Origin of the sequence: Vibrio sp. 1159 (assembly GCF_033340395.1) — a bacterium.
GTDB lineage: Bacteria > Pseudomonadota > Gammaproteobacteria > Enterobacterales > Vibrionaceae > Vibrio > Vibrio alginolyticus.
Genome location: NZ_JAWOWL010000025.1, coordinates 59,473 through 85,963 on the forward strand (window position 1 = coordinate 59,473; position 26,491 = coordinate 85,963).

Consider the following 26,491-nt stretch of genomic DNA (forward strand, 5'->3'; position numbering starts at 1 on the left):
AGGATATTCTCGATAGCCGTTTGGTGCTGTCGTTCTGGTATAACCTAGACTACTGCTTGTCTCTTCTTAGTAAAATCTCTTCTCGTTGATTTCCTCAATGCAATCGCATTGAAAAGCATTCTATCTATTTGTTTTTTAGTCTTACGTGAAACTGCGTAGGGCAATGCGTATAAGGAAATTAACAATGAAACGTATTCCAGAACCTTTCCGTATCAAAATGGTTGAGCCAATCAAAATGACGACTTTGGCAGACCGTGAAGTCGCGTTAAAAGAAGCGGGCTATAATCCATTTCTTCTTCGTAGTGATGATGTTTATATCGATTTGCTGACTGACTCTGGCACTGGTGCCATGAGTGATAATCAGTGGGCTGGCATCATGATGGGGGATGAATCCTATGCGGGGAGTCGAAATTACTACAACCTGTGTGATGCAGTGGAGCACTTCTTCGGTTATAAGCTCACCGTGCCTGCACACCAGGGGCGTGGTGCCGAGCAAATTTTGTTCCCCGCTTTGATTGAGCGTATGCGTCAGGTGCGTGGTGGCGAAACGCCAGTCTTTATCTCGAACTACCATTTTGATACCACAGCGGGTCACATTGAACTCAATGGCGGTAAAGCGATTAACGTGGTAACGGAAGAAGCATTCGACACCACTACGCCTTATGATTGGAAGGGCAATTTTGATATCGATAAGCTGGTGGCAACAATTGAAGCGCACGGTTCGCATAACATTTGTGCAATTATCACCACGATTACTTGTAATAGCTCCGGTGGTCAGCCTGTGTCGATGGAAAACATGCGCAGTGTGTACGAGATTGCAACCAAGTACGATATTCCAGTGGTGATTGACTCGGCTCGTTACTGTGAGAACGCCTACTTTATCAAGCAGCGTGAAGCGGGTTACGAGAATAAATCGATTCTGGAAATCATCCGTGAGATGTACCAGTACGGTGATATGCTCACCATGTCAGCTAAGAAAGACCCGATGGTAAACATTGGTGGCATGTGTTGTATTCGTGATCATAAGGAGTTGTTCCAGGCGGTGCAGACGCGCTGCGTACCCATGGAAGGATTTGTGACATACGGCGGCATGGCTGGGCGTGATATGGAAGCGCTCGCTCGCGGTTTGTATGAAGCCGCGGATGAGGATTTTCTTCATTATAGAATTAGCCAAGTTCAATACTTAGGTGAGCGCTTACGTGAAGGTGGTATTCCGATTCAATACCCAACGGGTGGTCATGCGGTGTTTGTGGATGCCGCTAAGATTTTGCCACATATTCCAGCGGATCAGTTTCCTGCGCAGGTATTGTGTAATGCTTTGTACTTGGAAGCGGGTATTCGAGCAGTAGAGATAGGATCGTTGCTGCTTGGTCGAGATCCGGAAACGGGTGAACAAAAAGCGTCAGAGCTTGAGTTGATGCGTTTGACCATTCCACGTCGTGTCTACACAAACGATCATATGGATTACATTGCGGATGCGATTATCGAACTGAAAAATCGTGCACATGAGTTAAAAGGGCTCACTTTCGAGTACGAGCCACCAGTGCTGCGCCACTTTACTGCTCGATTTAAAGAGATCGATTAACTCAAGTTTAAATCTAGATAAGCAAAAGGCCGCGAGTTTCGCGGCCTTTTTCGATTTGTTTATTTCTTAGCGTTACAGTTACGCCAACTCTAACGTGATGCGAACGAACTGGTCGTCTTGATACTGCACTTCATAATTGAAGGTACCACTGGCGTAAATGCTGCCAAGGAAAAGTGAGCGTTGACTCATTGGTCCGCGGAACAGCATCGAAATAGGAGCGATTAGGGCGTTATTATCATCGAAGTGCTGATTTAAGTTCTCAGAAAGCACACACAGCAAACAGCCGTGTTGGTCGTGAGATAAGTCGACGTCTTCCGGTCGAGATAATAACACGGTAGTCCCCAGTTTCTTCTCAATCTCGTTGATCAGCAGCAAGTAGCTATCTAGATCGGGTTGAGGGTTGCTGGGTTTGTCTGCACCGACGCAGCGCTCGAGTAATTCTTCCAGATTTCCGTTCTCACCTTTTGCCTGCTGAGTCAAAGATTTTAACGGCTTTTTAATCAGCTTATAGCGATTACTCTTCAGTTTTGGTTTCAGCCATTTCTGAAGTAAGTCATTACGTTCTTTAAGGGAGAGGCCATGCGAGGACGCGTGAATTTTAAAGTGCAGGTGTAATAAAGCGTGAACCGCAAGCTCACTCAGAAGTTGGTTAGCATCTGTAGACTGTCTTGCCTGCTTAGAACTTTGCATTACACTCGAACAAAATTAGGGAAGAAGGATAATGGTGCCGAGAGAGGGACTCGAACCCTCACACCAAAGGCACTAGCACCTCATGCTAGCGTGTCTACCAATTTCACCATCTCGGCATCATGATGCTCTGAATACTCAGAGGCCTCGAAAGAAGCAACGCGAATTATAACCAAAATCCACCTGTTGGCGAGAGCAAAATGACGAATTTTGGCTCTTTCGAGTTTGATTGCATATTTATTGGTCACTTTTATGTTTTTTACCATCAACGCCTATCCTTATGCCCTTACTTTTATTAATGGTATGACGACAAAAGAGTACTTTTGCCTAAATTTTGAACGCTTGAACGTTTGCGTAAATAAATGTGATGAATATCTCTTTTTGTTGGCTATACTTGCGTCCCGTTTAAGCGGGAATTAGGGTTTAGTTGTTCAGGACCCTTACCCATACAAGCCGTCACATGGAGCAGGCCAAGCAACATGCTCGCCAGCAGTGAATGACCCCACGGACCGGACCAGCTACGTTCAATTGCTTGTATAAGGTAAAAATAAGATGTCGAACTATTCGTTCTGTCTACATTCTGGATCTAAAAGTGAGTTATCACTCGCTGCGTTGTCCCTTTCTTCTGCCAATTCCTTTGGCTCTTTTTTCTTTTTCAACGTTTAGTAGGTCCAGCTCATGAGTGTTCTATTTAGTCTATTTGGTATTGTTGCACTGCTAGGTTGTGCTTTCCTACTTTCTGAGGGTCGTTCTTCCATTAATTGGAAAACTGTATCTCGCGCCTTGATGCTACAAATGGGGTTTGCTGCTTTGGTGCTCTATTTCCCGTTGGGTCAAGCGGCGCTGGCGAGTTTAAGTAATGGTGTCGCGGGGCTACTCAGCTTTGCTGATGAAGGGATTAAATTCCTCTTTGGTGACCTCGCTTCTTCTGGCTTTATCTTCGCTATCCGTGTCCTTCCTATCATCATCTTCTTCAGTGCTCTTATCTCCGCCCTTTACTATTTGGGCATTATGCAAAAAGTGATTCAATTTATTGGCGGCGCTATCCAGAAGTTCTTGGGTACGAGTAAAGCAGAGTCTTTGGTTGCAACAGGGAACATTTTCTTATCTCAAGGCGAGTCACCACTTCTTATTCGTCCATTTCTTTCTAACATGACTCGCTCTGAACTGTTTGCCGTGATGGCTGGTGGTATGGCTTCAGTGGCGGGCAGTGTGCTTGGTGGTTATGCTGGTTTGGGTGTCGACCTCAAATACTTGATCGCGGCAAGCTTTATGGCAGCACCAGGTAGTTTGATGATGGCAAAAATCATCGTTCCTGAGCGTCAAACGCCAAGCGATTACAACAATATTGAGCTAGATAAATCAGAAGAAAGTAACGTTATTGATGCGCTAGCAAGCGGTGCCATGGGCGGTATGAAAGTTGCCGTTGCTGTTGGTACCATGCTTATCGCTTTCGTGAGTGTTATCGCGATGGTGAACACGGGGCTAGAAAACTTGGGCGAGATACTTGGTTTCTCTGGCGTAACGCTACAAGCGATTTTTGGTTATTTGTTTGCACCTCTAGCGTGGTTGATTGGTGTGCCAAGCCACGAAATTCTAGCTGCGGGTTCATACATTGGTCAGAAAGTGGTGATGAATGAGTTTGTTGCGTTTATCGATTTTGTGCAGCACAAAGCGACACTGTCTGAGCATACTCAAATTATTATCACTTTTGCGTTGTGTGGTTTTGCGAACATTGGCTCAATTGCGATTCAGTTGGGTTCTATCGGCGTGATGGCACCTGAGCGCCGCAAAGATGTTGCAAGTCTAGGCCTAAAAGCGGTTGCTGCTGGTACACTCGCTAACCTGATGAGTGCGTGCTTAGCGGGCATTTTTATCTCTCTCTAATTTAGATTGAAGATACACACTAAAAACCCGCCTAAATGGCGGGTTTTGTTATTTCTAAGGCTTGGGCATTAAGCCGTAAGGTATCGATTTAAAAGCCTCTGGGTGCTCTTGATAAGTTGGCGCTTTATGTACCCCTTTCCAATCGAGCAGCATGATGGCTAGTACGTTACGGTGTTCGCCGTACTTGAGATCAAAGTTACCGTCGACCGACGGAATCATCCCTTTTTCTGCGTTGATTGCGTGACGAATGGCTTGGCGGGTTTTCTTTACGACCGGATCATGGTCCAAGCCTGCTAACAAAAACGAAATGCCGACTTCCGCAATCACGTCTTCTTTGGCGCGTAGTAGGATAGTGTCGATATTGTTGCGAAAGTAATCATAAATCCATTGGTGTTTCTTCTCGCTTACTCGCTCCTGATAATACTGTGAATCGGCAAAGATGATGTGCGTCATACCATAGAGTTTGTTCCAATACTGCTGAGCTGAAAGCATCTTATCTTTATCGTCGGGGTAGGTGTCACGGAAGGTTTGAGTGAATTCCTCGACCACATCTTGCTCTCCTAACTGACGAAGCCAGTAGACTTGGTTTGCAAGCTGAGCTGCCCATGCTTCTATCATCTCTTTGTCCGTAACGTAACGCGAGAAATCGTAGCGCCTAATAATTTTTCTCAGCGTTTTGTCTTGTTTATGCTTTAGGCCGTATTCGTTTGCTCTTGCCATTGCGCCAAGCAAATCCACACCAAGATAAAGGTACTCAGGATGGTGTTTAGTCACGGTATAGCGTCGCTGCCCTCGTTCGGTTTCTTTCTCTTGATACGTGGTCAGCCTTTGAGATGAATAGAGAATGATGTCTTCTGGTTCAACAACTTCATTAGCAAATTGGTTTAACCGGCTGGCTACTTGTGCCATGTCGGTCCAAATGGCAGCGTGATATTTCTCATCTAATGTTTGGCGGTACATGCGTAAGCCAAAATGGCCCTCTTTAAACGCCGGGAAAGTGAACAGTTCCTGTTCGTAGGTACTACGAATCAACTGCGCTGATTGAGTATTATCGAGAAGCGGTACCTCTTCCTGTGATGCCTGAGCAGCAAAGGTAAGTGAGCAAGAGAGTAAGACCGCTAAGCTAAGAGGTTTAATACGCATAAATCCATTCCCTATGAAGTCCTGAACCTAAACCTACCATCAATATTGATTGAGAATGTAAAAGCTGAGTCAATAGTTGAAAATTTGCCTAAAAGTCAGGTTGATACGTTCATCTTTGGTTTTCGCGGTTTTTGGTACGCAGTGCTTCCAGTGATGCTGAAGCTCGCCAGCCATAATCAGTAAGGAGCCATGAGAAAGCTCGTATTCAATCTCAGTTTTACAATGTAAATTTCTAAGCAAAAATCGACGTGTTTCACCTAAGTTCAAAGATGCGATAACAGGGTTTCTACCTAACTCTGGTTCATTATCTTGGTGCCAGCCCATTGAGTCTTGGCCGTGTCGATATAAGTTAGCGAGAACAGAATTAAAAGTGACATCAGCAACTGATTCACAACGCACTTTCAGCTGAGTTAACTCAGGAGTCCAAGGGTGAGGCTGCATGGTTAAGCCTGAGTAAGTATATGCTGCATCACCGTGCCACGCTTGTAAGCGAGGTTGAAGTACTGACTTGCCGAACATAGTAATGTGTTCTTGGTGCCATGGCAGTGTCTTTCGAAGTTGGTCAAAGTAATTATCCGCCTCAAGATGGTTAAGAAAATGAGGATCATAATAAAGTTTTCCTCTTTCTACTTCTTGCCATAGATCGCCGCCAAATAAATCGCCTTGTTGATGCATCATCTCACACCTAAAACATAAAAGTTGTCAATCACTGTTACCTTTCTGATTATGATTGGTTATTCTTGTGATAATAAGAATTTTAACAATAAATAAAAAATCTCGTAGTTGTATACGAGTTGTGGGGAGAAAATGCGTTATTTACCCAGAAAGCGATGCTATTTTGCATTGTTCTTCCTCACCTTTTTCGCTTTGTGTATTGGGGTTATTGAGCTGTTAAATCGAAACCAGCAAGAGCTTCACAAAGAGCGAGTTCAAGTTGAGGCCAAAGAACAACTTTCCATTCTCCGTTCCAATTTGGAAGCGGTACTTATGGCGGATATCTACAAAGCCAGTACTTTAGCGACACTCATTACGTTACTTCCTAAAAATCAAGAAGAAGAATTGAGTATCGCCGCTCACCGAATCCTAAATAAAAGTAAACATATTACAATCATCGGTATCGCGAAAAATGATGTAATTAGTCATGTATTTCCACGCCAAGGTAATGAGCGCCTAATCGGCCTTGATTACCGCGCAGTGCCACAGCAGTGGGTACAGGTGCAAAAAGCCAAGGATGTACAAGAAATTTTCATCGCAGGGCCAGTGACTTTGATTCAAGGTGGCCGAGGTTTGATCGTGCGTGTGCCTGTTTTTCTTGATCCTCCAATGAATCAGGACTACTGGGGAGTGATCAGTGCGGTGATTGATTTCGATGCTCTGATGAGAGAAACCGGCGTAATTGATTTCTCGTATCGTTACCCTTTAATGATCCGTGGTTACGATAGCGGTGGCTCATTTGGTGATGCTTTCTTTGGCGCGCAAAGTGTAAATAGCATGGTATATGCAAAAGAGATGGTTCATTTTCCTTATGGTGGGTGGAGTATGGTGGTTTTCTCTGGAGGTAAAGCTGATCGCCAAATCTCTTGGCATCAGTTGCATTTAGCTAGAGTAATCGGCTATCCCATTATATTCGCACTTAGCCTCGCGCTGTTCGCCATTTATCGACTGTATACCATTGCAGATGACAGAGCTTTACACGATGAACTCACGAATTTACCAAACCGTCGCTATTTTATGAAGTTTTACAAGCAGCAGTTTGAAATAGCGAAACGTTATAAAAAGCGTTATAGCTTCGCCTTAATTAATATTGACCTAGATAGGTTTAAACACATTAACGATACCTATGGTCACGACGCAGGTGACAAAGTTTTAATCGCTACGGCTGAAAGGGTAAAAAGCTCTCTGCGTAAATCAGACATCGTGGCCAGAATGGGCGGTGATGAGTTCTTAGTTGTAGTTCATCACCCAGGAACGGAAGAAAATGTTCAGTCTCTTCTACAAAAACTTCGATTAGCGCTATGCTCTACGCCCGTCATTTACGATGAAACGCTTATCTATTTGAAAGCCAGTATTGGGTACGCGATATTTGACCCGCAAATGTCATCTCCTGAGCAAATGATGAAAATAGCCGATGAGAGAATGTATCAACAAAAGCATGGCGGATGAGCCTGAACCCAGTTTCAATAAGGGGTTAGAGGAATGGTAAAGTTGGGAGTCCGAAATCTCATCATCATTGAGGTGCAAGAATATGTGACTTCATATGTTCACAGACACTTTGCTGAGAGAGTCGTTATTAGCAGTGCATTAAGTGGCATATTTGCATAACTTTGCATTTTGCAAATGCAGTTTGCGAAATTAATGGTTAATAAAGCAACGATATGCATCTGGATCTACTAAAAAACGGCTTTTTTAAAGTTGGCACGCATCGTGCTTTACTTAGAGTGACCCTTATTAAGCCGAGGGTCACCTAGCCAACTGACGTTGTTAGTGAATACAAATTGTTCACAAGTATATACCGCCAATCACGTTTATTGTGATTGGCGTTTTTTCTTTCTAAAGTCCGATGATATTCACATCGTTGCCCGTCTCATCAGCTTCTCCGCACTTGCTGTAACAACTAGGTTGTCTTGGACAAACCGCCCCTCTGGAGCAGATTAACCTTGCTTGGGTTTGAATCCCGCGCTCTATCCAGTTGATGTTTAATATCTTAGCGATAGTCGTTAAGTCTTTTTTGATGTGGGGAGGAATAACACTACTTCCGCCGGAAGCGACACAAAGGGACTTAAGTTCTTCCGCTATGGAAACGGCATCGCCACCTTGTGCAGAAATGGCAGGGTTAAGATCAATACCGGCACATAGCACGCGATTATTCCCTGCAGGGTCAAATACGTTGACCGATTCGCAGCAGTAGATACGTGGCTCGTCGCCAACATTTAAAATCGAAATTTGCGCTGAACTGGTATCCAAAGGCTGGGAAAGGCGTCGGAATACCGCCCAGTGCTGGCAAGGGTCGTTTACTTTGCGCATGTTGCCCCAAGGCAATGGAATACCATTTCCTCGATACACTGCTTTTAACTTGCCGGGGCCATAGGCATCAAAATAGTGCCAATGAGGGTAAGGCGAGACCACCGTCATGCGACGCATTGCAACGGAAGGAGAAACGCCGGCCTTTTTGTGAACATCAATTTCGTAACCGGAGCGATCAAGCAACTGACGAAATGGTACTTTGGGGCAAAGCAAGGCACCAGCAAAAAAGCTGGACTCAAAATCACGCCAAGCTTGCAGGATATCTTGCGAATTGAGTTCAGAGTTCGACACAGGGCTGTCCATTTGCTCCCAATTGTTTTGATGCCCGATAGATAAAACGTTATTCATTGCATCGCTGCTATGGAGCACTCGATGGCCGATATATACCGCCAAGTCATACTTCAATCGGGTTGGATAGTCACGCATTCGTTTATTGAGATAAATAGTCCCAGGTGGCTCCATGAAAGACGTAATCAACTGTTTGGCGCTGACGCCCAGTTCATCAATCACATCTTGTGGCGCTCGATCTACCCAGCGGATATCCAATCCCATACTCTTTGCAATGTCTACGAGATCTTCTACAGATAGATTCAACCGCTTCAAGCCGACCTCTTCGGCGGCGCGCTCTAAATCAGGAAAATGGTTTTGATGGTTTTCTTGGTGTGCGCGGATCAGTAAGTGGGCGAATTGACGCCCCGTGATACCTGTTTGGGAGAGCATTTCTGGTATCGCGATTTGAAGAATATCATTGGAGAACAGGAAGCTCGGCTCCAGCGCCATGCCACTAATCCCACCACGATTCCCTTTGTTGGGTGTGATGGCTTCTAATTCGGGTTCATCATCTAAAAACCACGCCGGATCTTTTTGAAAAACTTCCGCGATCACTTCGAGCATATCGATACTCGGTACGCGTTTTCCGCGCTCAATCATCGAAAGGTAAGAAACCGAAGGAGCGTACTCTGGATTAATTCTTACACAACGGGCAGACAAATCTTCCATCGTTAAATGGTTGTTTTTTCTTAGGTTGCGAATTTTCGTACCAAGAAAATGAGACTGACGAATAAGGCTTTTTGACACAGACATTTTGTAAAATTCACATTGTAAAATTTTTGTTGTGAAATTGTAGTCAATATTTCGCTAGTCTACATAATGAGCAGGCAAGGAAATTAACCATCCACTTCACAGAATTGCCTGAAACTTAAATAAAGGATTTAAGTTTTTACTCTAGGACGAGTTTTTAAGTGCGAGGATATGACGATGAATATGCTGAACTTCGATAAAAAAGAGATGCAACAACAACAACGCCCATTTATCGCTGAAGCCGTATTTGCCGTCGAAGCGGTAAGTGCTGAGCAGCAGAGTGAGAAACAAGTAAAAGCGAAGCAACTGCTTGACCGCATGTTCCCATTGGAGAACGGGTCGCACCAAGATGTATCAAGTTACGTGATTGATTACCGCCATGTTTTGGCTTATTTCAAAGACGGTACACACAGCGGCCTGAAAAGCCCAAAACACTTCGTGGCGTACACTGGTGAAAAGGAAGATCCAAAATCGATTTTGTTTAAAGATGATTCGGGCAATCATGTAGAAGTGCTGTTTGGCTGTCATAAAGGCACTGGTTGCGTGGAATTAGTGGACATTGATGATATTCAATTGGAAACTCGCACGACGTTTCATCCTGAACTAACTGGCAATGCACCAACCGCGATGCGCCATTGGATAAGTCTAATCAAAGGCGACAAAAAAGGTAAGCCGATGGCATGCAGTGAAGATAAAGAATATACCGCAAAAAATGGTGACGACTACATTCTAAGTTACTGTTACAGCGTCGATTAAGATACTCATGATTGGATACAAAAACCCCGCACTTTACAGCGCGGGGTTTTCTTTTTTATCATAAAAGTCGTTTTCGCTTAGCCAGTTTATTTAAATTGGCATCACGCGGTTACGACCGAGTTGTTTTGCTTCATAAAGCTGTTTATCGGCTTTATTGATTAAGGCTTCAGGCGTATCACCCGGCTCAAATTCTGCTACCCCAAAAGAAGCGGTAATGCTGTGAACTTGTGTGCCTGAGCGCTTATCTCTGATACGCAGTTTTTCTATCATCCGGCGTAGTGTGTCTGCATATTGGCGAGCAATTCGCAGAGATTTGTTAGGTACAATTAACGCGAATTCTTCACCACCAAAACGGTACGCACATATCCCATCTCGACAGCTTTGTTGTAGCCGGCGGGCAATGGCTTTTAATACTGTATCGCCAAAAAGGTGCCCGTAATTGTCGTTAAATGATTTGAAATGATCGATATCAAGCATGATCAAGGTCATTGCCTGATTTGATGCAATAAGTGAAGAGAGATCTTTGTCAAATGCTCGGCGGTTGTATAGGTTTGACAAACCATCGAACAACGCATCTTGCTGTACTTCAGCCAGTTGGTTTTTGAGGCGAGAAATTTCTTCACTCGCGTTGGTCAATTGGCTATTCAAAAACTTTGTTGAGTGACGAATTTCGTGTGACTCTGCGACAAGTTGACGAATCACCACCATCACTTCTTCAATGCTTAGGCTATTGTCCTCAACTTTTTCCAGTTTATTAAAGCTTTTGTCTACCATCTCAGAAAAGGAGGAAGTATCTGAAATCGTATCGCTCATTGAACTGGATACTTCATGTAGCAGAACTTCTACATTGGTTCTAAGATCTTCAAGGCTGGTTTCTGCTTTGCTGGCCACATAGTTGTTGTAAAGCTGTTTATTGGTTGCTGGCGGGCAAATACCGTAGTTTTCTAACACCGTGTCTAACTCAAAGTTGAGTTCTGGAATGGTCTTGTCAACGTAGGTATACCAAAGCGCGTAGTTGGCTGGCGTGGCAGCAACATGGTTTTTGATCATCAGTGGGACCGCTTTTTTTAAATTAGCGGTTGATTTCTTAAACTCGTCGGTCATTTCTGCGATGGTACTAGCAAAATGGGATTGGGCTTAGATTAACGGATATTAACTAATGTCGCTTTAATTTTTATCACTTTTGCATGGTTTATATAGAAAATGAGTGATTAAGATCGTGATCAATACCGTTGGATTCGAATTTTATAAAATATCAGTATGAAACATGTACAGGCATTTGGTGGTATTGCGTGTTTTGAGATATCCAGCAAATGGATTCTGTGTAAACGTTAGTAACCTAATGATCGTCAAACTCTCGTTTTCGTATAAAAGCAAGAAAATCAAAAGGCTTAGCGTCAGGGTCTCCGTGAAAAGAACTCGTAGACGAAGAATTAACATCTGAGGGTGCGAATTGAAAAAGAAAATAGGACTTTATTGGTTCACGAACGACTTGCGATTGCACGACAACCCACTGTTGAAAAGCGCCAGTGTAGAAATGGACGAGTTAATTTGCTTGTATTGCTACCCTTCAATGACGCCTTACTTGCATCACTTTGCGCAGGAAGCCTCTTTCGGGCGTGCGAAATTGCAGTTTCTCGACGCATCGCTTAGTGAACTCAATCAATCTTTGAATCACCTTGGTCAGCGATTATGGGCAGTTGAACTGACGCCCGATCAAGCAATCAAGTATGCTGTTAATCGCTTCGGCGTCACACATATATATGCTGACGCTTTTCCCGGTTCGGATGAGCAACAAGCGTTAGGTCGCGTAGCTGAAGGCGCTTCTCATGTAAAAATAAAACAGCAAACAATCCGGACCCTGTTAAGGGAAGAACAACTGCCATTTGACTTGAGCAAACTGCCTACGACTTTCACGCAGTTTAGAAAGCAAGTTGAAAGTTTAGACATCTCTCGGCCCCACGAGAGTATCCGTTCGTTACCTCCAATTCCTTTAGGTGTGAATCTTCCTTCCGTTACTGCATATTACTTTGACACAAAAGCTGCGTTTCATGGTGGAGAAAGCCGCGGGCTTGAACATTGTCGCCAGTATTTTGCTTCCACACTAGCCAGTGAATACAAACAAACACGCAACGGTTTAGATGGCATGGATTACTCTACCAAGTTCTCTCCTTGGTTAGCTAATGGGTGCCTTTCTCCGAGAACTGTTTATGCCATGTTGAAACGTTATGAAGCGGAGAATGGCGCAAATGATTCAACCTACTGGATTTACTTCGAACTGCTTTGGCGTGAATACTTTTATTGGTATGCCCGTCGATACAAGCGACAGCTCTTCCGATTCGGTGGCATCCAAAATCGAGCACCACTCACCAGCTTTTACGCGCACCGTTTCCAACAATGGAAGAAAGGTGAAACGCCATTTCCTATCGTCAATGCGTGTATGCACCAACTTAATGAAACCGGTTATATGTCGAATCGTGGCAGACAGTTAGTTGCCAGTTGTTTGGTGCATGAGCTTGGCCTCGATTGGCGTTATGGCGCGGCGTACTTTGAGTCACAACTGGTCGATTACGATGTGGCATCAAACTGGGGAAATTGGCAATACTTAGCAGGCGTTGGTGCTGATCCGTGTGGTTCACGACAATTCAACCTCGAAAAGCAAACCGAAATGTACGACCCGCACATGGAGTTCATCGATAGGTGGCAAGGTCGTTGTCCTGGCGCGCATTTGGATAGTGTAGACATGGTCGATTGGCCTATCGTAATGGGTAGCAGTGACAAAGCTTCGTCACCGGAGAAACCGTAATGCAATTTGAAACCGTACGATTGATCTTGGGCGATCAACTTAACAGTGAGCACTCTTGGTTTCAGCAACCGGATGAGCAAGTGCTTTACCTGATTGCGGAGCTCAAGCAAGAGAATACTTACGTCACGCATCATATTCAGAAAGTGTGTGCGTTCTTTTCTGCAATGGAACAGTTTGCAAAAGAGCGTCAGAGTGAAGGTCACCAAGTTCTGCACCTCACATTGGATGACACACAATCCTTCGACGATCTTGAGCAAGTCTTGCAACACTACGCGAGGGAAGTTGGTGCAAGTAAGTTTGAATATCAACGCCCGGATGAATACCGTCTGCTAGAGCAGTTAGCCAAATTAAAGCTTGATGGGGTCGTGACGCGTTGTGTCGATTCGGAGCACTTTTTGTTACCGTTTGAGGAAATAGAATCGCAGTTTCCTCAAGGCAAACACATCATGATGGAGCACTTTTACCGCCGTATGCGCAAGCGCTTCGACATCTTGATGCAAGACGGAAAGCCTATCGGCGGAAAATGGAATTACGATGCCAATAATCGTAACAAGCTCAAAGCCAAAGACATTGAACAACTTCCACAACCTTTGATGTTCAGTACCGACGTCCACGGCATTATTGAGCGGCTGGCACGACATGACATCAAAACCATCGGAAATCTCGAAGGGGACTTGTTGTGGCCGATTAATCGCGCGCAAAGCCTCTCTTTACTCGCGCATTTCTGCCAAGTCTGTCTGCCGTTATTCGGACGTTTTCAAGATGCCATGACAGGCCAGCACGACGCTAAGTGGAGCTTGTATCACAGCCGAATTTCATTCTCGCTTAACAGCAAATTACTGCACCCGAGAGAAGTCATTGATGCTTCACTCAAGGCATTTCATTCCAACGCGGACATCGACATTTCTCAAGTTGAAGGGTTTATTCGCCAAATCTTAGGATGGCGAGAGTACATTCGAGGGGTCTATTGGGCGAACAAGCCTCATTACCCGAAAAACAACGAATTGGGCGCAGAAAGAAAGCTGCCAGATTTCTTCTGGAATGGTGAAACTAAAATGGCTTGTATGCGCAATGCGATTGGGCAGTCCCTCGATTACGCCTACGCACACCACATCCAACGATTGATGGTCACTGGTAACTTTTGCTTGCTAACCGAGATCGACCCAGATCAAGTGGATGAGTGGTATCTCGGTATCTATGTTGATGCGATTGAATGGGTCGAAATGCCGAACACACGTGGCATGGCATTGTTTGCGGATGGCGGCATTGTTGGCACCAAACCTTACGCGGCGAGTGGTTCTTACATCAACAAAATGAGCGACTACTGTAAGGGTTGCCATTACGACAATAAGGCGAGGAGTGGGGAAGGATCGTGTCCGTTTAACAGCCTTTATTGGCGCTTTATGAACAAACACGACAAGCGCCTCGCAGCCAATCCACGAATCGGGATGATTTTCCGCTCTTGGGACAACATGGAAGAACAACAACGCCAAGCGATTCTTGATACCGCAGAGCACTACATAGAAAACGTGGAGAACTTGTGATGGAAATACTCATCGTCGGTGGCAATGGTGGAATTGGTTTGGCGATGGTGAGAGAAGCCGCAGCTCGGTTTCCTCAAGCTCGCGTGCATGCCACTTATCGTAAGCAGCAACCAGATTGGCAACACCCAAATGTCGTTTGGCATCAAGTGGATGTATCGCAAGACGAGCAGGTAAAAGCGTTCAGTGAGCAGATTGAACACGTCGATTGGTTGGTGAACTGTGTTGGTATGTTGCACACCCAAGAGAAAGGTCCTGAGAAGAATCTTAGCTCGCTCGACGCAGACTTCTTTCAGCAAACCATCACGGTTAATACTTTGCCAAGTTTGCTGTTGGCGAAATACTTCACGCCCAAGCTAAAGCGCAGTACTGCACCCAAGTTTGCGACCATTTCGGCCAAAGTTGGCAGCATTAGCGATAATCAGTTAGGTGGTTGGTACAGCTATCGAGCATCGAAAGCCGCATTAAACATGTTCCTAAAAACCATGTCGATCGAATGGCAAAGAGTGGTCAAACATGGCACGGTGCTTTCACTTCACCCTGGCACCACAGATACCGCTTTGTCGGCACCTTTTCAAACCAATGTCCCAGAGGGAAAGTTGTTCACGCCAGAGCGAGTTGCTAAGGATTTATTAGGCTTGATAGAAAAAGCAACCCCGCAAGATAGCGGGGCGTTTTGGGCTTATGATGGGACGTTATTACCTTGGTAAGAGAACGCGTACAAACGTTAATACAAATGAAATAACATACTCCAGATAGGGTCGGAGTGACCTACGTTTTCGTTGATTTATTTCTTCGGCAACGCTCAGAACAATAAACGATTTCCTCCCAATTTCGCGCCCACTTCTTTCTCCAAGAAAATGGGCGCTGACAGACCGGACAGACTTTCATGGGAAGGTTGGATTTAAAACCTTTCATCGCGCTGAATGTTCACTCCTAATTTGGTTAAAACTACTTATCAAATAGGTACAGGTAATCGCCGTAGCCTAAACTCGCCATCTTGTTCACAGGTACAAATTTCATCGCAGCAGAGTTCATGCAATAGCGTAATCCCGTCGGCTTCGGACCATCTTTAAACACATGACCTAGGTGTGAATCACCAAACTTACTGCGGATCTCCGTTCTAGGGTAGAGTAGTTTATAATCGGTTTTCTCCACGATGTAACCCGGGTTAATTGGTCGAGTAAAGCTTGGCCAACCTGTGCCAGATTTGTATTTATCAGTAGAAGAAAATAGCGGTTCACCGGTCACAATATCCACATAAATTCCCGCTTCTTTGTTGTCCCAGTATTCATTATCAAACGGACGCTCCGTGCCTTCTTCTTGCGTCACGTAATACTGTAGCTCTGTTAAGTTTGATTTGATTTCAGACTGAGCAGGCTTACTGTACACTTTCACTTTCGAAAGCAGCTTTTTTTCTTCAATCAACTGTCGAAGTGTTTTAGGGCTTTCTTTTCGATCTTCACCAAATACTTCGTCGAGATATTTATCGCGACCTGATGCGTAGCGGTAGTATTTGTACTTCAGGCTACTCTTCTTGTAGTAATCCTGATGATACGACTCCGCAGGGTAAAACTTTTCAAACTCGATCAGCTCTGTTTTCAACGGTTTTGGATAGATCATCGCCTTGTCGATTTCCATCATAAACTGCTTAGCAATCTGCTTTTGCTCCGCATTATGATAGAAGATCGCCGGACGGTATTGAGGACCACGGTCAACAAATGAACCTTTATCGTCGGTAGGGTCGATATGACGGAAGAAGTAATCCAGCACTTGTTCGTAGTTCACAACAGCAGGATCGTACTTCACCTCAATCACTTCAATATGACCAGATTTACCAGAAGAGACTTGGCGGTAAGTCGGGTTTTCAATATGACCACCTGAATAACCTGATACAACATCGATTACGCCGGGCAGTTGCTCTAAATCCGATTCTGTACACCAGAAACAACCGCCAGCTAGCGTTGCGATTCTTGTATTCTCTGAAGCCTTCAGCTTATCCATCGTATCGGCGGTACCTGTTTTACTCAATAGTAGAAACAAGACTGGAAGTGCGAAGGAGAAACCGGCCAATAACTTAGACATATTCTTCATAGCTACCTCATCGTTATTTTTGTAGAAAGTGTTACTTAAATAAAAAGTGTTACGTATAGAGAAAGGTAACCGAGCGAAAAAATTACAGTAATGTTGAAAATTCCGTTGCCCTTTTATGCGATAGAGCTAAAGTATCGACAAGAAACACACCGCTAGTAAGGGCAACGATGCCTTGAATAAGCGATGCTAAATGAGGTAAATCATGCAAGCTGAAGTTAAATGGATAGAAGATTTTAAATTCCTTGGGCAATCTCAGTCGGGCCACTCCGTAGTGATGGATGGCAATGGTGGTGCAACCGCACCAAGCCCAATGGAAATGGTACTAATGGCTGCTGGTGGCTGTAGCTCTGTCGATGTTGTTGATGGTTTGAAAACAGCAGGCCAAAAGGTTTCGTCAGTTAATGCCAAGCTAACCACAGAGCGTCGTGAAACCGCACCGCGTATCTTTACGCAAGTGAATATCCACTTTGAAGTGTCAGGTGACGAGCTTGACCCAGCAGTCGTAGCAAAAGTGGCGGCTGACTCGCTAGAAAAATACTGCTCGGTTTGCTTAATGCTAGGTGAAGGTGTTGAGATGACCCACAGCTGGGAAATTGTGTAAGCCGACAGACTCCACAAAATATAAAAACAGGAAAGAGAAAAGTCCGGGCTTTTCTCTTTTTTTATTTCGCAATTCACGTACCTTGTGAAGAATCTGAAAGCAGTAATTGCAGGTTGTAGGAGTCTTCCAGTGACAGAACTAGAAAAAATGATGTCTGGCCAGGTCTTTGATGGCATGGACAAAGAAATTGACGCCATTAGAAGCCATGCTCTTCAAGCACTTAGAGCACTTAATAATAACACCGACGAAAGTCAGCGCGACGAATTGCAAAAGCAGCTATTTGGCAAGGTAGGCCGTTGTATTGTCCAGTCCCCTTTTCATTGTGAATTTGGTAAGACCATCGAAATAGGTGAAGAAACCTTTATCAACATGAACGTGGTCATGCTCGATGGTGCCAAAATTACCATCGGGAACCACGTGCTCATTGGACCGAGCGTGCAATTCTATACCGCTTCTCATTCTGTTGATTACCGCAGTCGCCGACGTTGGGAAACGTTTTGTAAACCCATCACGATTGAAGATGATGTGTGGATTGGCGGAAATTCCGTCATTAACCAAGGTGTGACGATTGGTGCTCGTTCGGTTATTGCGGCGAACTCGGTAGTCAACCATGATGTGCCGCCAGATTGTCTATACGGAGGCACGCCAGCTAAATTGATTCGTCGTCTCAACGAAGAAGAATTATTGTAAGAGAGCAAGCGTCGTTGTGACAATTATATAGCTTTCGAGAAGAATATAGCTTATCCGAGTTACATTAAGCCCAAATAAGCTATTTCTACATTATTCAACTTCAAAGTTTCAACTTGAACTTGAAAAACAATAAGGTATTAAGGGTTTAAACTATCTACTAATGCGAGTATTCCAGCTGAAGAGAATACGACTATCAGCATAGAGGAGTTTATAATAATTATTCCTATTAATAGAATTGATAGTGAGCGGTACCATCTAGGCACTTCTTTGGAGATATCGGGTAACTTTCGTTTTTTACCTGAGCTAGGTTGGACGATTAAACGAACAAACATCAATGTTCGGAAAAATGCGTAAGGCCATCCCGTAAATAGAGCTAGTTCGAAAGTGTTAAAATAAGGTTCTGTAAAGTAACTATTGACAACTTTTTTTGGCATTAAAATATGCATGATACCTATAAATAATGTCTGGAGAAAAATAATCAATATTCCAGAAAACATTAAGTATCCAATAATATTCCAAACTAATTGCATATGGCACCCAAGTTTGTCTTTGAAACTAAGTCAGGCTGAGAGCCTAAGTTGTTGTATGTAAGCACAGCTGCTTTACCGGAGGCGTACCCAATAGCGGTAGTACCGGCAGCGAGTACAATGGCAGTCCCCCAGTCAATAGGGTTTGATACTAAAAATAGACCGACTAACGCGCTGGTACCCATTCCTACAGCTGTGCTAGTTATTGACTCAACAAAAATTTCATTCTTCTCATGTTGGTCTTGTGTATTCGCAATCTGAATGCAGGAAGCCGTTAGACCAACACATACTAAAACATGTCCGCCAACTTTAGATGCTTGAGCTATTTTATTCAGTTTTTCGGCTTGTTTAACTATATGAGCATTCGCAGGTAATCCTCCACTTCGAGCTATGCGAATAGACTCGTAAGCTTTTTATTATCAAGTGATAAATTTAGCCTTTCATATGGAGCACCATACATGTTTAATATAATTGATGATAAGTTATCATGAGTTTTTATTTTATACTCAAATAATCCCGACACAGAGCACCTCTAGCTAATAATTTGTTTGTGCAGATACTAACAAAAAACTATATTTAAAAAGGTTTATTTTTTGCATTCTAGACTTTCATTTTAAAAAGTTACAAATTAGCTGATGTATTTATTATTTGTATGAAATTGTTTATGTGATTTTTTACATTTAAAGTGTGATATTAAACTTGGTTGGATAAGTGAAGGTCATACATGATTTGCTAGTGATAAAAAACCTGCGATAAAAAATACAAGTGCTAACATTGTAGAGTTTATGATAATTACCCATATTATTATGAAGGATAATAGGCGGTACCACCTAGGCCCCTCTTGGGATACATCAGGTAACTTTCGCTTTTCACCTGAGCTAGGTTGAACGATTAAACGAACAAACATCAATGTTCGGAAAAATGCTTAACGCCAACCTCCAAATATAGTTGGTCGTGTATAAAATTGATAAACTTAAATGGCGAGATGTAAGCCTTGCACAACTAACAAAGGTTGGTTAAACAAGGCTAATAGTCGGTTATGGATGAATAACGATTTGTTGCTCCTCAGTCATCACAAGTGTCGCTTTGCTTTGTTCGATAAGTTGGGCAGCATAAGAAGGGGTAACGGCCTGCATATCACCTTTAGATCGAAGAGTTAAAGACTCCCACGCTTGATCTCGATATTTCCCTGCTTGGGTGTATTGAATCAGTACTTTCATAGCTTCACGCTCCGGTGTGGTTGACGTGCTACTTAAGTTAACGATCTTAGGTTGGTTGCGCATCTGTTAAAAATGAAACGTTAGTTTAACTAAATGTACCTTTCCAAATATCGCGCATTGAGCAGAGCAATTTAGAATCCTTTTGATGGAAGGATGAAGAACACTCAATCTTTCGATTCATACTGCGCAATATAATGTTTGAGATATTTGGTTTCCGCACTCTCAAACTCTTCATCGTGCATACGCAGTGCTTGGATACGGTCGAGGCGGAACTGGCGGTAGTCATCGCGCAATTCGCACCAGGCGACCAGCGTCCAGACTTTGCCCCAAAAGAACTGGCCTAACGGTTGGATTTTTCTTTCGGTCACTTGTCCGCTTTCATCTTGGTAATCCAAACTGACCTTAAACTGATGATCAATCGCGTGGCGCAGAAGCTGCCCTCGTTTGGCAGTCTCGGATTGGGTGTGATAATCGGGCACAATCAGCGGACAATCTTCCACTTGTTGTTTGAGCTTATCGGGCAATACCGAAAGTATTTTGGTGGACGCAGAGTGAGACGCTTCGGCGAGTTCGGCATCCGACCAGGCTCGAACCATCCGCATACCCAGTTCAAGCGCCATCATCTCTTTTTCTGAGAACATCAAAGGCGGCAGATGAGAGCCAGCTTGCAATAGGTAGCCAACACCTGCTTCACCTTGAATAGGAACACCAGAACTAAGCAACGACTGAATATCGCGATAAATCGTACGTTCGCTGACTTCCATTCTTTCTGCGAGCTCTTTCGCTGTCACTGCGTAACGCTTTGCGCGCAAAAGCGTCAGTAGCTCAAACAGTCGTTCTGATTTGCTCATGATGTTCCTTATCTAGACCTACTGGTTGTTAGTAGTAGTGTGGCTGATTACTTCTCTAGCTCACTGCACATTTTTAAGTTGTGATGTATAAGCTCGAAGCTTTCGCAGTCAATCATTGATAACAGAGGCTGAAATTCAGCGGCTTGCTTAAGCTGTTTTCCCGCCTGTTTTGCATCGTCCATTGAACGCCAGTAAATGATGTCTGTCCACACATCGTCCGTCGCTTCGTGACTGAGTGAGCGATACAAAAAGCCCGGCAGATTCTTCACAAACGTTTGTGACTGTTTGGCAGCGGCGATCACGTCTTGCTCTGTTGTGCCTGCGGTTAGACGAAATTGCACAGTTTCGATAACGGTTTCCATATTGTGATTCCTTATTGGTTTTGGCGGATTGCCTGTTGAGTTCCAAATAAGGTTACGCGGATGGAATGTCAGAACATGTCAGTAGTGAAATCTCACTCACTTATCATCAATATGGTTATTTTTCTGGGCTGTTGTAACGATCCCAGTAAGGTAAATCTGTGCCGAGTTTTTCGCTGATAAAATCGATAAAGGCTCTTACTTTCAACGGCATGTGCTTGCGCTCAGGAAAAACCGCATAAATGGCGTGTTCTGGTAGAGAGTACTCTTCCATCACCGGTTTTAGATTTCCTGCGGCAAAGTCTCTTCCTGCAATAAATGTTGGCAGTTGCGCAATGCCCGAACCTCTTAACAGCAACTGGCGAATGGCTTCGCTGTTATTGACGATAAAGTTTCCTTTTGGAAGTACCTTGTATTCGCTGCCGTTGTTGATGAACATCCATTCGACGCCGCCACGGAAATAGGAGTAGCGCAGGCAGTTGTGACCGACTAAATCACTTGGTTTTTGTGGTGTTCCAAACTCCGCTAAGTAATCTGGTGAGGCACAAAGCACACTTTTACAAGGGGCGAGACGTTTTGCGATTAGATTGGAAGAGGTGAGTTCACCAATACGGATCCCCAAATCAAAACCGTCTTTAACCAAATCGACCATTTTGTCTTCGAGGCTTAAATCCACTTCAATTTTCGGGTAACGAGCGAGAAACTCGCTGATCAAAGGCGCGATATGCAGTACACCGAAAGACATCGGCACGGTAATTTTGAGCCGACCTTGTGGAGAGCCTTGCAGTTCCGATACCGCGTCTACGCCTTGCTGGGCCAGATTGAGCGCTTGAGAAGCGTACTCAAAATAGCGTTCTCCCGCTTCGGTCAGGCTCAGCTTACGCGTGGTTCGGTTAAGGAGACGAATGCCCAAATCGTCTTCTAGTTGGTTGATGCGTTTGCTGATCGCCGATTTCGTCAGATTCAGCTGTTTGGCCGCAAGGGAAAAGCTGCCGCATTCGACAACAGCAACAAAAACGGGCAGGGAGGCAATCGCGTTCACATCAATCTCCTATTATCGTGAAGCATTTATTGTTGAGCACAAGGATACAATTAATTTCCAATTATAGAGATTATCTTCAAGAAGAAAACAATCTAGACTATGCACCAGTATTACGACCTTGATTTTGGGAAGAAGAAAATGAAGTACGATTGGATCCTGTTTGACGCTGACGAAACCTTATTCCACTTTGATGCTTTCAAAGGTTTGCAGCTTATGTTTTCTCGCAAAGGCGTAGATTTTACTGAACAAGATTTTGCTCATTACCAAACCGTAAACAAACCGCTTTGGGTGGATTACCAAGACGGCAAAGTAACGGCAGATGAGCTAAAACATAAGCGTTTTACCGAGTGGGCTGAGAAGTTGAATACCACAACAGCAGATCTCAACAGCGCATTTTTAGAAGCAATGGCCGATATTTGCAGCTTGTTGCCAGGTGCAAAAGAGCTGATGGAAGCGCTGCAAGGCAAAGCTAAAATGGGCATTATCACCAACGGTTTTACAGAGTTGCAAGCGATCCGCCTTGAGCGCACAGGGATGACTGAGTACTTCGATAAAGTGGTGATCTCTGAACAAGTGGGCGTAGCAAAACCGGACTTAGGTATTTTTGAATACGCGATGCAGCAAATGGGCAATCCCTGCAAAACGCGCGTACTGATGGTGGGTGACAACCTGCATTCCGATATTCTGGGTGGTAATAATTTTGGTATTGAAACTTGCTGGTTAAATACCACAGGCGCAAGCGTTGATGAGCGTATCGCACCAAATTACACCGTTGAGTCTTTGAGTGAACTAAAGAACATTTTGGTGGCGTAACCGAATCGGGTATTATTCCACAGTAACCCTCAGAAAAATCAAGGAATAACCATGTCAGACATCAAACAGCTAGACAGCAAAGTCGTTTACCAGAATAAGTGGATGACGGTGCGTGAGGACAAAATTTTACGTCCGAGCGGCGCAGAGGGCATCTATGGTGTGGTCGACAAACCTGATTGTGCTGCGATTCTGGCTATCGATAACGGGATGATTCACTTGGTTCAGCAGTACCGTTACACCGTAGGTCAACGTTGTTGGGAGATCCCACAAGGGGCGTGGGAATCAAACCCAAATGCGGATCATCTTGAGCTTGCCAAAGGCGAGCTGCGTGAAGAAACGGGCATGCAGGCGAGCGCCATGGCGTATGTCGGCGCGCAGTTTATCGCATACGGCTTTTTGAATCAGACATGTCACGTCTATTTCGCCACTGATTTAACGGACGTGGGCAATCAACTCGACAGTGAAGAAGAGGATTTGATCGCTCGTGCTTTTTCGGTTGAGGAGTTCGAACAGATGATGATCGACGGTACGATCAAAGATTGTGTCACCATCGCTGCTTATGGTTTGGCGAAGCTGAAGAAATTCATTTAGTTATTCATTACGATTTTTTAATGAAAACAGCGGCCTAGTGCCGCTGTTTTTAGTTTGGGTGAGCTCGTTGAGCCATCGCTTACTCGTCGATTTTCTTACCTAAGATTTCCACTTGCGCTTTTTTGGTCACCCCCGCGACTTGCAGCGCTGTGCTGCCAACCGATTCATAGTTCAACTCGATCTTGTCTAATTTCGCGTTATCTTTTGTTGGTAGGCTTAAGCTTCTTGATGACATGCCTTTAGTCAGAACCCCTAAACTGTCGAACGTCTTTTCCTGACCATCTTTCATGATTACTTTAACGCTTTTCAGATCGACCGTACCTTGCGTACATTTGATTTTTATGTGGCTGAAACGAGCGTTAGCAAATGGTGACAGTGGATTGACTGTGTCGGTTTCCGATTTAAAACTGACGGTCTTATCTGCAATCTTATCCCAATCGTTGTCTCCTGCAACCGATTGGAAAGAGGCTACAGCCGCTAAAAGACAGAGTGCGATGGTGTTGAACAGTTTCATAGCTTTTCCTTACCTTAGGTTTAGATATTCTGTTTAATCAGTTCGATGACGTGTGTGACTTCGTCTTGAGTTAAAGCCCCTTCTTTCACGAATAAAATTTCGCCTTGTTTATTTTGTACGATAATCGCAGAACTTTCTTGCTGTCCTCTGCCGACGATTTAACAAATGTACCGGTTCCCCAAATGGCGTCTTCTTGGTTGATCACGGTTGTGGTCTGATACTGATCTTCAGGAAAGTGAGCGGCAGTGATTGCTGACATCAGCGGCGCGTTCATCTCTTTGGCTTTACTACGACCTGCAATGGCTTGTATCACACGGACTTTGCCTAACATCAGCTGAGTTGCCCAAGGTTGATAAGCCACATCGTCTCCTTGCAGCGTCATTTCGCCATAGGTATCAATGCTGACGGAAGGGGTGGTTTGACCGACAAAAAGGTTATGAGAGAAGGCGAATGTCGGGGCGAGTGCGAGTAAGAGTGACAGAACAGATGGAGTTTTCATTGGGGTTCCTGTAACGAAGTGAGGTTAGAGCGAATCAAAATAAGGGGCAAATACGATGCCCCTTATCGGATTTGGCGATTAGTTAGAAAGTACAACGCGCGCATTTAACGGTTGCAGCGGACGATTGTTTTGTCCCATGACTTCCATCAGTTTCGCGGCTTGATCTTTGGATAAGGTTTGAGTGTCTTTAAGCACAAACCAGCGCACACCTTCTGAACATGGTGGTGTGGTTAAAGAGCCGTTAAATCGATAGTAGTTTGCAGTTTTTGGCAGTAAGTCGTTAATCTCAAACGTATCTTTAAAGAAAGTGGTTTGATTCTCTTGTGGGATTGCGTTGATCAGTTTAGACAGTGCTGCGTTTTGATCGCCAGCATCAAACATCACCGAAATTACCGCCAACTCGCCATCTGCGTTGGCGTGCACAAAGTGCGCTTCAAGTGGATATTGGCGGCCTTTGATTTGGTTTTCTGAAGGTGTGTGGAAATGGAACTGTTGCAGCTCGAACGTCTCGCCATCGATGGTGAAGCTGTTACGTCCGTTCACTTGCGCTTGCAGCGTATGACCATTGTTGGTTAAACCAATGACCTGACCAGTGTACGAAAGGTTCAGTGCTTCCAGTTTTGCATCGGCTGGGTTGTCGATGTTGATTGGGCTTTGGTTTTTCGTGGTTGCGCAGTCTTTGGCGATTTCTCCCCAGTGCTCTGGCCCGTGTTTGTCATTGCCATAGCCCCATTCTGAAGCCTGAGCCGCGCCTAGAGTGAGAAGTGAGAGTGAAAAAGCAAGTAGTGTTTTGTTCATAATAATGTCTCTGTTCGGTCGCTTTGATAAGCGTTGTTACAAGGCAATGACCTAGAGGTTTGATCACTGCCTGACAAATTAGAAACGGTGGCTGAGTTGGGCACCAATTAGGAACGCATTTGAATGGGTCACGCCCGTTACCATCGGTGCAGGAACACCTTCATACGCGTACTCTTCTACGTTGACATCTTCACCAATCAAGTACGTCATGCCGATGTCAACCGTGGTATCTGATGACCATTGGTAAGAGGCACCCGCAGATAACCAGTGACGGTTCGAATCTGGGATAGAAAGCGAAGTCAGCTCATCGACAGGTGTTTTGTCGAACATGTAACCCGTGCGAAGTGTCCAACGTTCATTGGCGTACCAAGTCGCACCGATGGAGTAGTGCGCGGAGTCTTGCCACTGAAAATCTTTTAGCAACTGATCATCAGCTTTCAAGCTGTCAAATGCTGACCAACCAATCCACTGCACAGAATAGTGCAGGGCAAATTTAGGTAAGACGCGGTGATAACCGGAAAACTCCGCAATATCCGGTAGCGGCATAGCAAGTGAGTCGTACGATTCGCCAGCAAAGTGGATGTCACCCTTGGCATCGATATTAGGGCTGTGCTTGTAGCTCAAACCCAAGCGATGACGTTCGTTAAACTCGTACATCATGCCAATGTTCGCGCCAAGCCCAATGCCGCCAGCTTCCACATCAAGTGCGTTGCCTTTTAAGGCTCCGCAACGTTGTTCTAGTTCGTTTCCCAGTATGTTCCCACCAACGCAAACACCCACGTCCATATCGCGGTACAGTTCACCAGAGCCGTAAATCACATCAATACCACCACCGATACTAAAACGGTCGTTCACCTTGTATGCCAAGCTTGCGCCAAGGTTGACACTCGCTACGCTGGTGACACCGCCAAAAACAGGTGCGCCATAGTTTGGTTTAAACTCCATGTCGGTTCCGAAGTTGGAGTATGCCGATAAGCCAAGATACCAGTCGTCGTTGATAGGGTGAATAAAGTAAAAATTGGGTACAACGGCTGGTTGACCAACGCCATCGACGTCATCAATGTCGGTCACGGTTTGAGAGAAGGACGGGGTAATTTCAACTTGAGGGGACGGAGGAAAACCGCCCATACCAACATTGACATCCGCATTAATGTTAGCTCGATGATATTGCGCATTTTTAACGGTAACGTCAGGTTTGACGTAAGTGACACCGAACGATAAGGCATTTTGTTTAAACAGCGTCATCGCTGCGGCGTTACGGCTGACTACAGACGCATTATCACCAATGACGGCATCACCAGCAAAAGGCTTTGTTGCTTAAATCGATGGAACTAAATCAAGAAGCTACGATCTGATCGGCTACACCCATTAATCGTCGTAGCC

General features: G+C 44.6%; 26 protein-coding genes, 1 tRNA gene and 2 pseudogenes. 11 read left to right on the plus strand and 18 right to left on the minus strand.

The annotated features are described in order from the left end of the window. Positions 1–184: 184 nt before the first annotated feature. Positions 185–1,585, plus strand: a complete 1,401-nt coding sequence (locus R7127_RS18135; protein WP_239932756.1) for a tryptophanase — start codon at positions 185–187, stop codon at positions 1,583–1,585. A gap of 78 nt (positions 1,586–1,663) precedes the next feature. Here the strand turns inward: R7127_RS18135 and R7127_RS18140 are convergent, their stop codons facing one another. The 3 genes from R7127_RS18140 to R7127_RS18150 form a co-directional block, all read right to left on the minus strand. Next, positions 1,664–2,275 (minus strand): DUF2913 family protein, encoded by a 612-nt coding sequence (locus R7127_RS18140; RefSeq protein ID WP_213966676.1) that lies wholly within the window; start codon positions 2,273–2,275, stop codon positions 1,664–1,666. 32 nt (positions 2,276–2,307) lie between these two features. Further along, positions 2,308–2,391 (minus strand) — tRNA-Leu (locus R7127_RS18145). Further along, the gene (locus tag R7127_RS18150) at positions 2,356–2,538 is read right to left on the minus strand and encodes a hypothetical protein (protein WP_021035910.1); all 183 of its coding nucleotides are present in this window, start codon (positions 2,536–2,538) and stop codon (positions 2,356–2,358) included. Before R7127_RS18150 ends, R7127_RS18145 begins: the two co-directional genes overlap by 36 nt. Positions 2,539–2,950: 412 nt before the next feature. On the opposite strand from R7127_RS18150, the gene R7127_RS18155 reads away from it, so the two are divergent. Continuing rightward, positions 2,951–4,159 carry a NupC/NupG family nucleoside CNT transporter gene (locus R7127_RS18155; protein WP_017635515.1) on the plus strand — a complete coding sequence of 403 codons (1,209 nt, stop codon included), beginning with the start codon at positions 2,951–2,953 and terminating at the stop codon, positions 4,157–4,159. 54 nt (positions 4,160–4,213) lie between these two features. Here R7127_RS18155 and R7127_RS18160 read toward each other — a convergent pair whose 3' ends face one another. Together R7127_RS18160 and R7127_RS18165 are read right to left on the minus strand one after the other, a co-directional pair. After that, on the minus strand, positions 4,214–5,302 hold the full coding sequence (locus tag R7127_RS18160; RefSeq protein WP_005384167.1) for a DUF3541 domain-containing protein: 1,089 nt from the start codon (positions 5,300–5,302) through the stop codon (positions 4,214–4,216). A gap of 69 nt (positions 5,303–5,371) precedes the next feature. Next, a complete protein-coding gene (locus tag R7127_RS18165) occupies positions 5,372–5,977 on the minus strand; it encodes an alpha-ketoglutarate-dependent dioxygenase AlkB family protein (RefSeq protein ID WP_025768047.1) in 606 nt (201 codons plus the stop codon). Between the two features lie 132 nt (positions 5,978–6,109). On the opposite strand from R7127_RS18165, the gene R7127_RS18170 reads away from it, so the two are divergent. Continuing rightward, the gene (locus tag R7127_RS18170) at positions 6,110–7,465 is read left to right on the plus strand and encodes a diguanylate cyclase (protein WP_005374160.1); all 1,356 of its coding nucleotides are present in this window, start codon (positions 6,110–6,112) and stop codon (positions 7,463–7,465) included. A 387-nt stretch (positions 7,466–7,852) separates the two neighbouring features. Here R7127_RS18170 and R7127_RS18175 read toward each other — a convergent pair whose 3' ends face one another. After that, positions 7,853–9,409: a DUF3612 domain-containing protein gene (locus R7127_RS18175; protein WP_005384164.1), complete on the minus strand. Its 1,557-nt coding sequence runs from the start codon at positions 9,407–9,409 to the stop codon at positions 7,853–7,855. Positions 9,410–9,583: 174 nt separating this feature from the next. Here R7127_RS18175 and R7127_RS18180 point away from each other — a divergent pair, with 174 nt between their 5' ends. Then, positions 9,584–10,162, plus strand: a complete 579-nt coding sequence (locus R7127_RS18180) for a malate synthase (protein ID WP_005374156.1) — start codon at positions 9,584–9,586, stop codon at positions 10,160–10,162. Positions 10,163–10,252: 90 nt separating this feature from the next. Here the strand turns inward: R7127_RS18180 and R7127_RS18185 are convergent, their stop codons facing one another. After that, a complete protein-coding gene (locus tag R7127_RS18185; RefSeq protein ID WP_005374150.1) occupies positions 10,253–11,266 on the minus strand; it encodes a GGDEF domain-containing protein in 1,014 nt (337 codons plus the stop codon). Between the two features lie 349 nt (positions 11,267–11,615). On the opposite strand from R7127_RS18185, the gene R7127_RS18190 reads away from it, so the two are divergent. Genes R7127_RS18190 through R7127_RS18200 form a run of 3 tightly spaced genes read left to right on the plus strand, consistent with a single transcriptional unit; the run spans position 11,616 to position 15,219 of the window. Next, positions 11,616–12,968 carry a DASH family cryptochrome gene (locus R7127_RS18190; protein WP_262584274.1) on the plus strand — a complete coding sequence of 451 codons (1,353 nt, stop codon included), beginning with the start codon at positions 11,616–11,618 and terminating at the stop codon, positions 12,966–12,968. Beyond that, positions 12,968–14,512: a cryptochrome/photolyase family protein gene (locus R7127_RS18195; RefSeq protein WP_262584276.1), complete on the plus strand. Its 1,545-nt coding sequence runs from the start codon at positions 12,968–12,970 to the stop codon at positions 14,510–14,512. The genes R7127_RS18190 and R7127_RS18195 overlap by 1 nt, the downstream gene beginning before the upstream one ends. Then, positions 14,512–15,219, plus strand: coding sequence for an SDR family oxidoreductase (locus tag R7127_RS18200; RefSeq protein ID WP_017819732.1), 708 nt, complete (start codon positions 14,512–14,514; stop codon positions 15,217–15,219). Before R7127_RS18195 ends, R7127_RS18200 begins: the two co-directional genes overlap by 1 nt. A gap of 61 nt (positions 15,220–15,280) precedes the next feature. Here R7127_RS18200 and R7127_RS18205 read toward each other — a convergent pair whose 3' ends face one another. Together R7127_RS18205 and msrB are read right to left on the minus strand one after the other, a co-directional pair. Next, on the minus strand, positions 15,281–15,427 hold the full coding sequence (locus tag R7127_RS18205) for a DUF2256 domain-containing protein (protein ID WP_005374142.1): 147 nt from the start codon (positions 15,425–15,427) through the stop codon (positions 15,281–15,283). Positions 15,428–15,460: 33 nt separating this feature from the next. Then, a complete protein-coding gene (gene msrB / locus R7127_RS18210) occupies positions 15,461–16,603 on the minus strand; it encodes a peptide-methionine (R)-S-oxide reductase MsrB (protein WP_167415760.1) in 1,143 nt (380 codons plus the stop codon). Between the two features lie 202 nt (positions 16,604–16,805). Between msrB and R7127_RS18215 the strand changes: the two genes are divergently transcribed. Together R7127_RS18215 and R7127_RS18220 are read left to right on the plus strand one after the other, a co-directional pair. After that, positions 16,806–17,204, plus strand: a complete 399-nt coding sequence (locus R7127_RS18215; protein WP_172563698.1) for an OsmC family protein — start codon at positions 16,806–16,808, stop codon at positions 17,202–17,204. Between the two features lie 129 nt (positions 17,205–17,333). Then, positions 17,334–17,894: a sugar O-acetyltransferase gene (locus tag R7127_RS18220; RefSeq protein ID WP_130546479.1), complete on the plus strand. Its 561-nt coding sequence runs from the start codon at positions 17,334–17,336 to the stop codon at positions 17,892–17,894. 520 nt (positions 17,895–18,414) lie between these two features. Here the strand turns inward: R7127_RS18220 and R7127_RS18225 are convergent. From R7127_RS18225 to R7127_RS18245, 5 genes are all read right to left on the minus strand, one after another. Beyond that, the gene (locus R7127_RS18225; protein WP_242533324.1) at positions 18,415–18,606 is read right to left on the minus strand and encodes a hypothetical protein; all 192 of its coding nucleotides are present in this window, start codon (positions 18,604–18,606) and stop codon (positions 18,415–18,417) included. An 852-nt stretch (positions 18,607–19,458) separates the two neighbouring features. Then, entirely contained in the window at positions 19,459–19,641 is a 183-nt protein-coding gene (locus R7127_RS18230) for a hypothetical protein (protein ID WP_021035913.1), read from the minus strand. A gap of 164 nt (positions 19,642–19,805) precedes the next feature. Next, complete coding sequence (locus R7127_RS18235; RefSeq protein WP_172563699.1) at positions 19,806–20,492, minus strand: helix-turn-helix transcriptional regulator; 687 nt, start codon at positions 20,490–20,492, stop codon at positions 19,806–19,808. A gap of 47 nt (positions 20,493–20,539) precedes the next feature. After that, complete coding sequence (locus tag R7127_RS18240; protein WP_029795225.1) at positions 20,540–20,854, minus strand: hypothetical protein; 315 nt, start codon at positions 20,852–20,854, stop codon at positions 20,540–20,542. 115 nt (positions 20,855–20,969) lie between these two features. After that, positions 20,970–21,893 carry a LysR family transcriptional regulator gene (locus R7127_RS18245; protein ID WP_042523376.1) on the minus strand — a complete coding sequence of 308 codons (924 nt, stop codon included), beginning with the start codon at positions 21,891–21,893 and terminating at the stop codon, positions 20,970–20,972. 138 nt (positions 21,894–22,031) lie between these two features. On the opposite strand from R7127_RS18245, the gene yjjG reads away from it, so the two are divergent. Then, positions 22,032–22,706, plus strand: coding sequence for a pyrimidine 5'-nucleotidase (gene yjjG, locus R7127_RS18250; protein ID WP_005374109.1), 675 nt, complete (start codon positions 22,032–22,034; stop codon positions 22,704–22,706). Positions 22,707–22,757: 51 nt separating this feature from the next. Continuing rightward, entirely contained in the window at positions 22,758–23,297 is a 540-nt protein-coding gene (locus tag R7127_RS18255; RefSeq protein WP_172563700.1) for an NUDIX domain-containing protein, read from the plus strand. A 79-nt stretch (positions 23,298–23,376) separates the two neighbouring features. Here the strand turns inward: R7127_RS18255 and R7127_RS18260 are convergent, their stop codons facing one another. From R7127_RS18260 to R7127_RS18275, 4 genes and pseudogenes are all read right to left on the minus strand, one after another. Beyond that, positions 23,377–23,811 carry a hypothetical protein gene (locus R7127_RS18260; RefSeq protein ID WP_005480927.1) on the minus strand — a complete coding sequence of 145 codons (435 nt, stop codon included), beginning with the start codon at positions 23,809–23,811 and terminating at the stop codon, positions 23,377–23,379. 20 nt (positions 23,812–23,831) lie between these two features. Further along, positions 23,832–24,310: pseudogene (locus R7127_RS18265) on the minus strand (YtfJ family protein). Positions 24,311–24,388: 78 nt separating this feature from the next. Continuing rightward, positions 24,389–25,108: a carbonic anhydrase gene (locus R7127_RS18270; RefSeq protein WP_017819741.1), complete on the minus strand. Its 720-nt coding sequence runs from the start codon at positions 25,106–25,108 to the stop codon at positions 24,389–24,391. Positions 25,109–25,186: 78 nt separating this feature from the next. Beyond that, positions 25,187–26,419: pseudogene (locus R7127_RS18275) on the minus strand (porin); the annotation flags it as partial. Between the last annotated feature and the right edge of the window lie 72 nt (positions 26,420–26,491).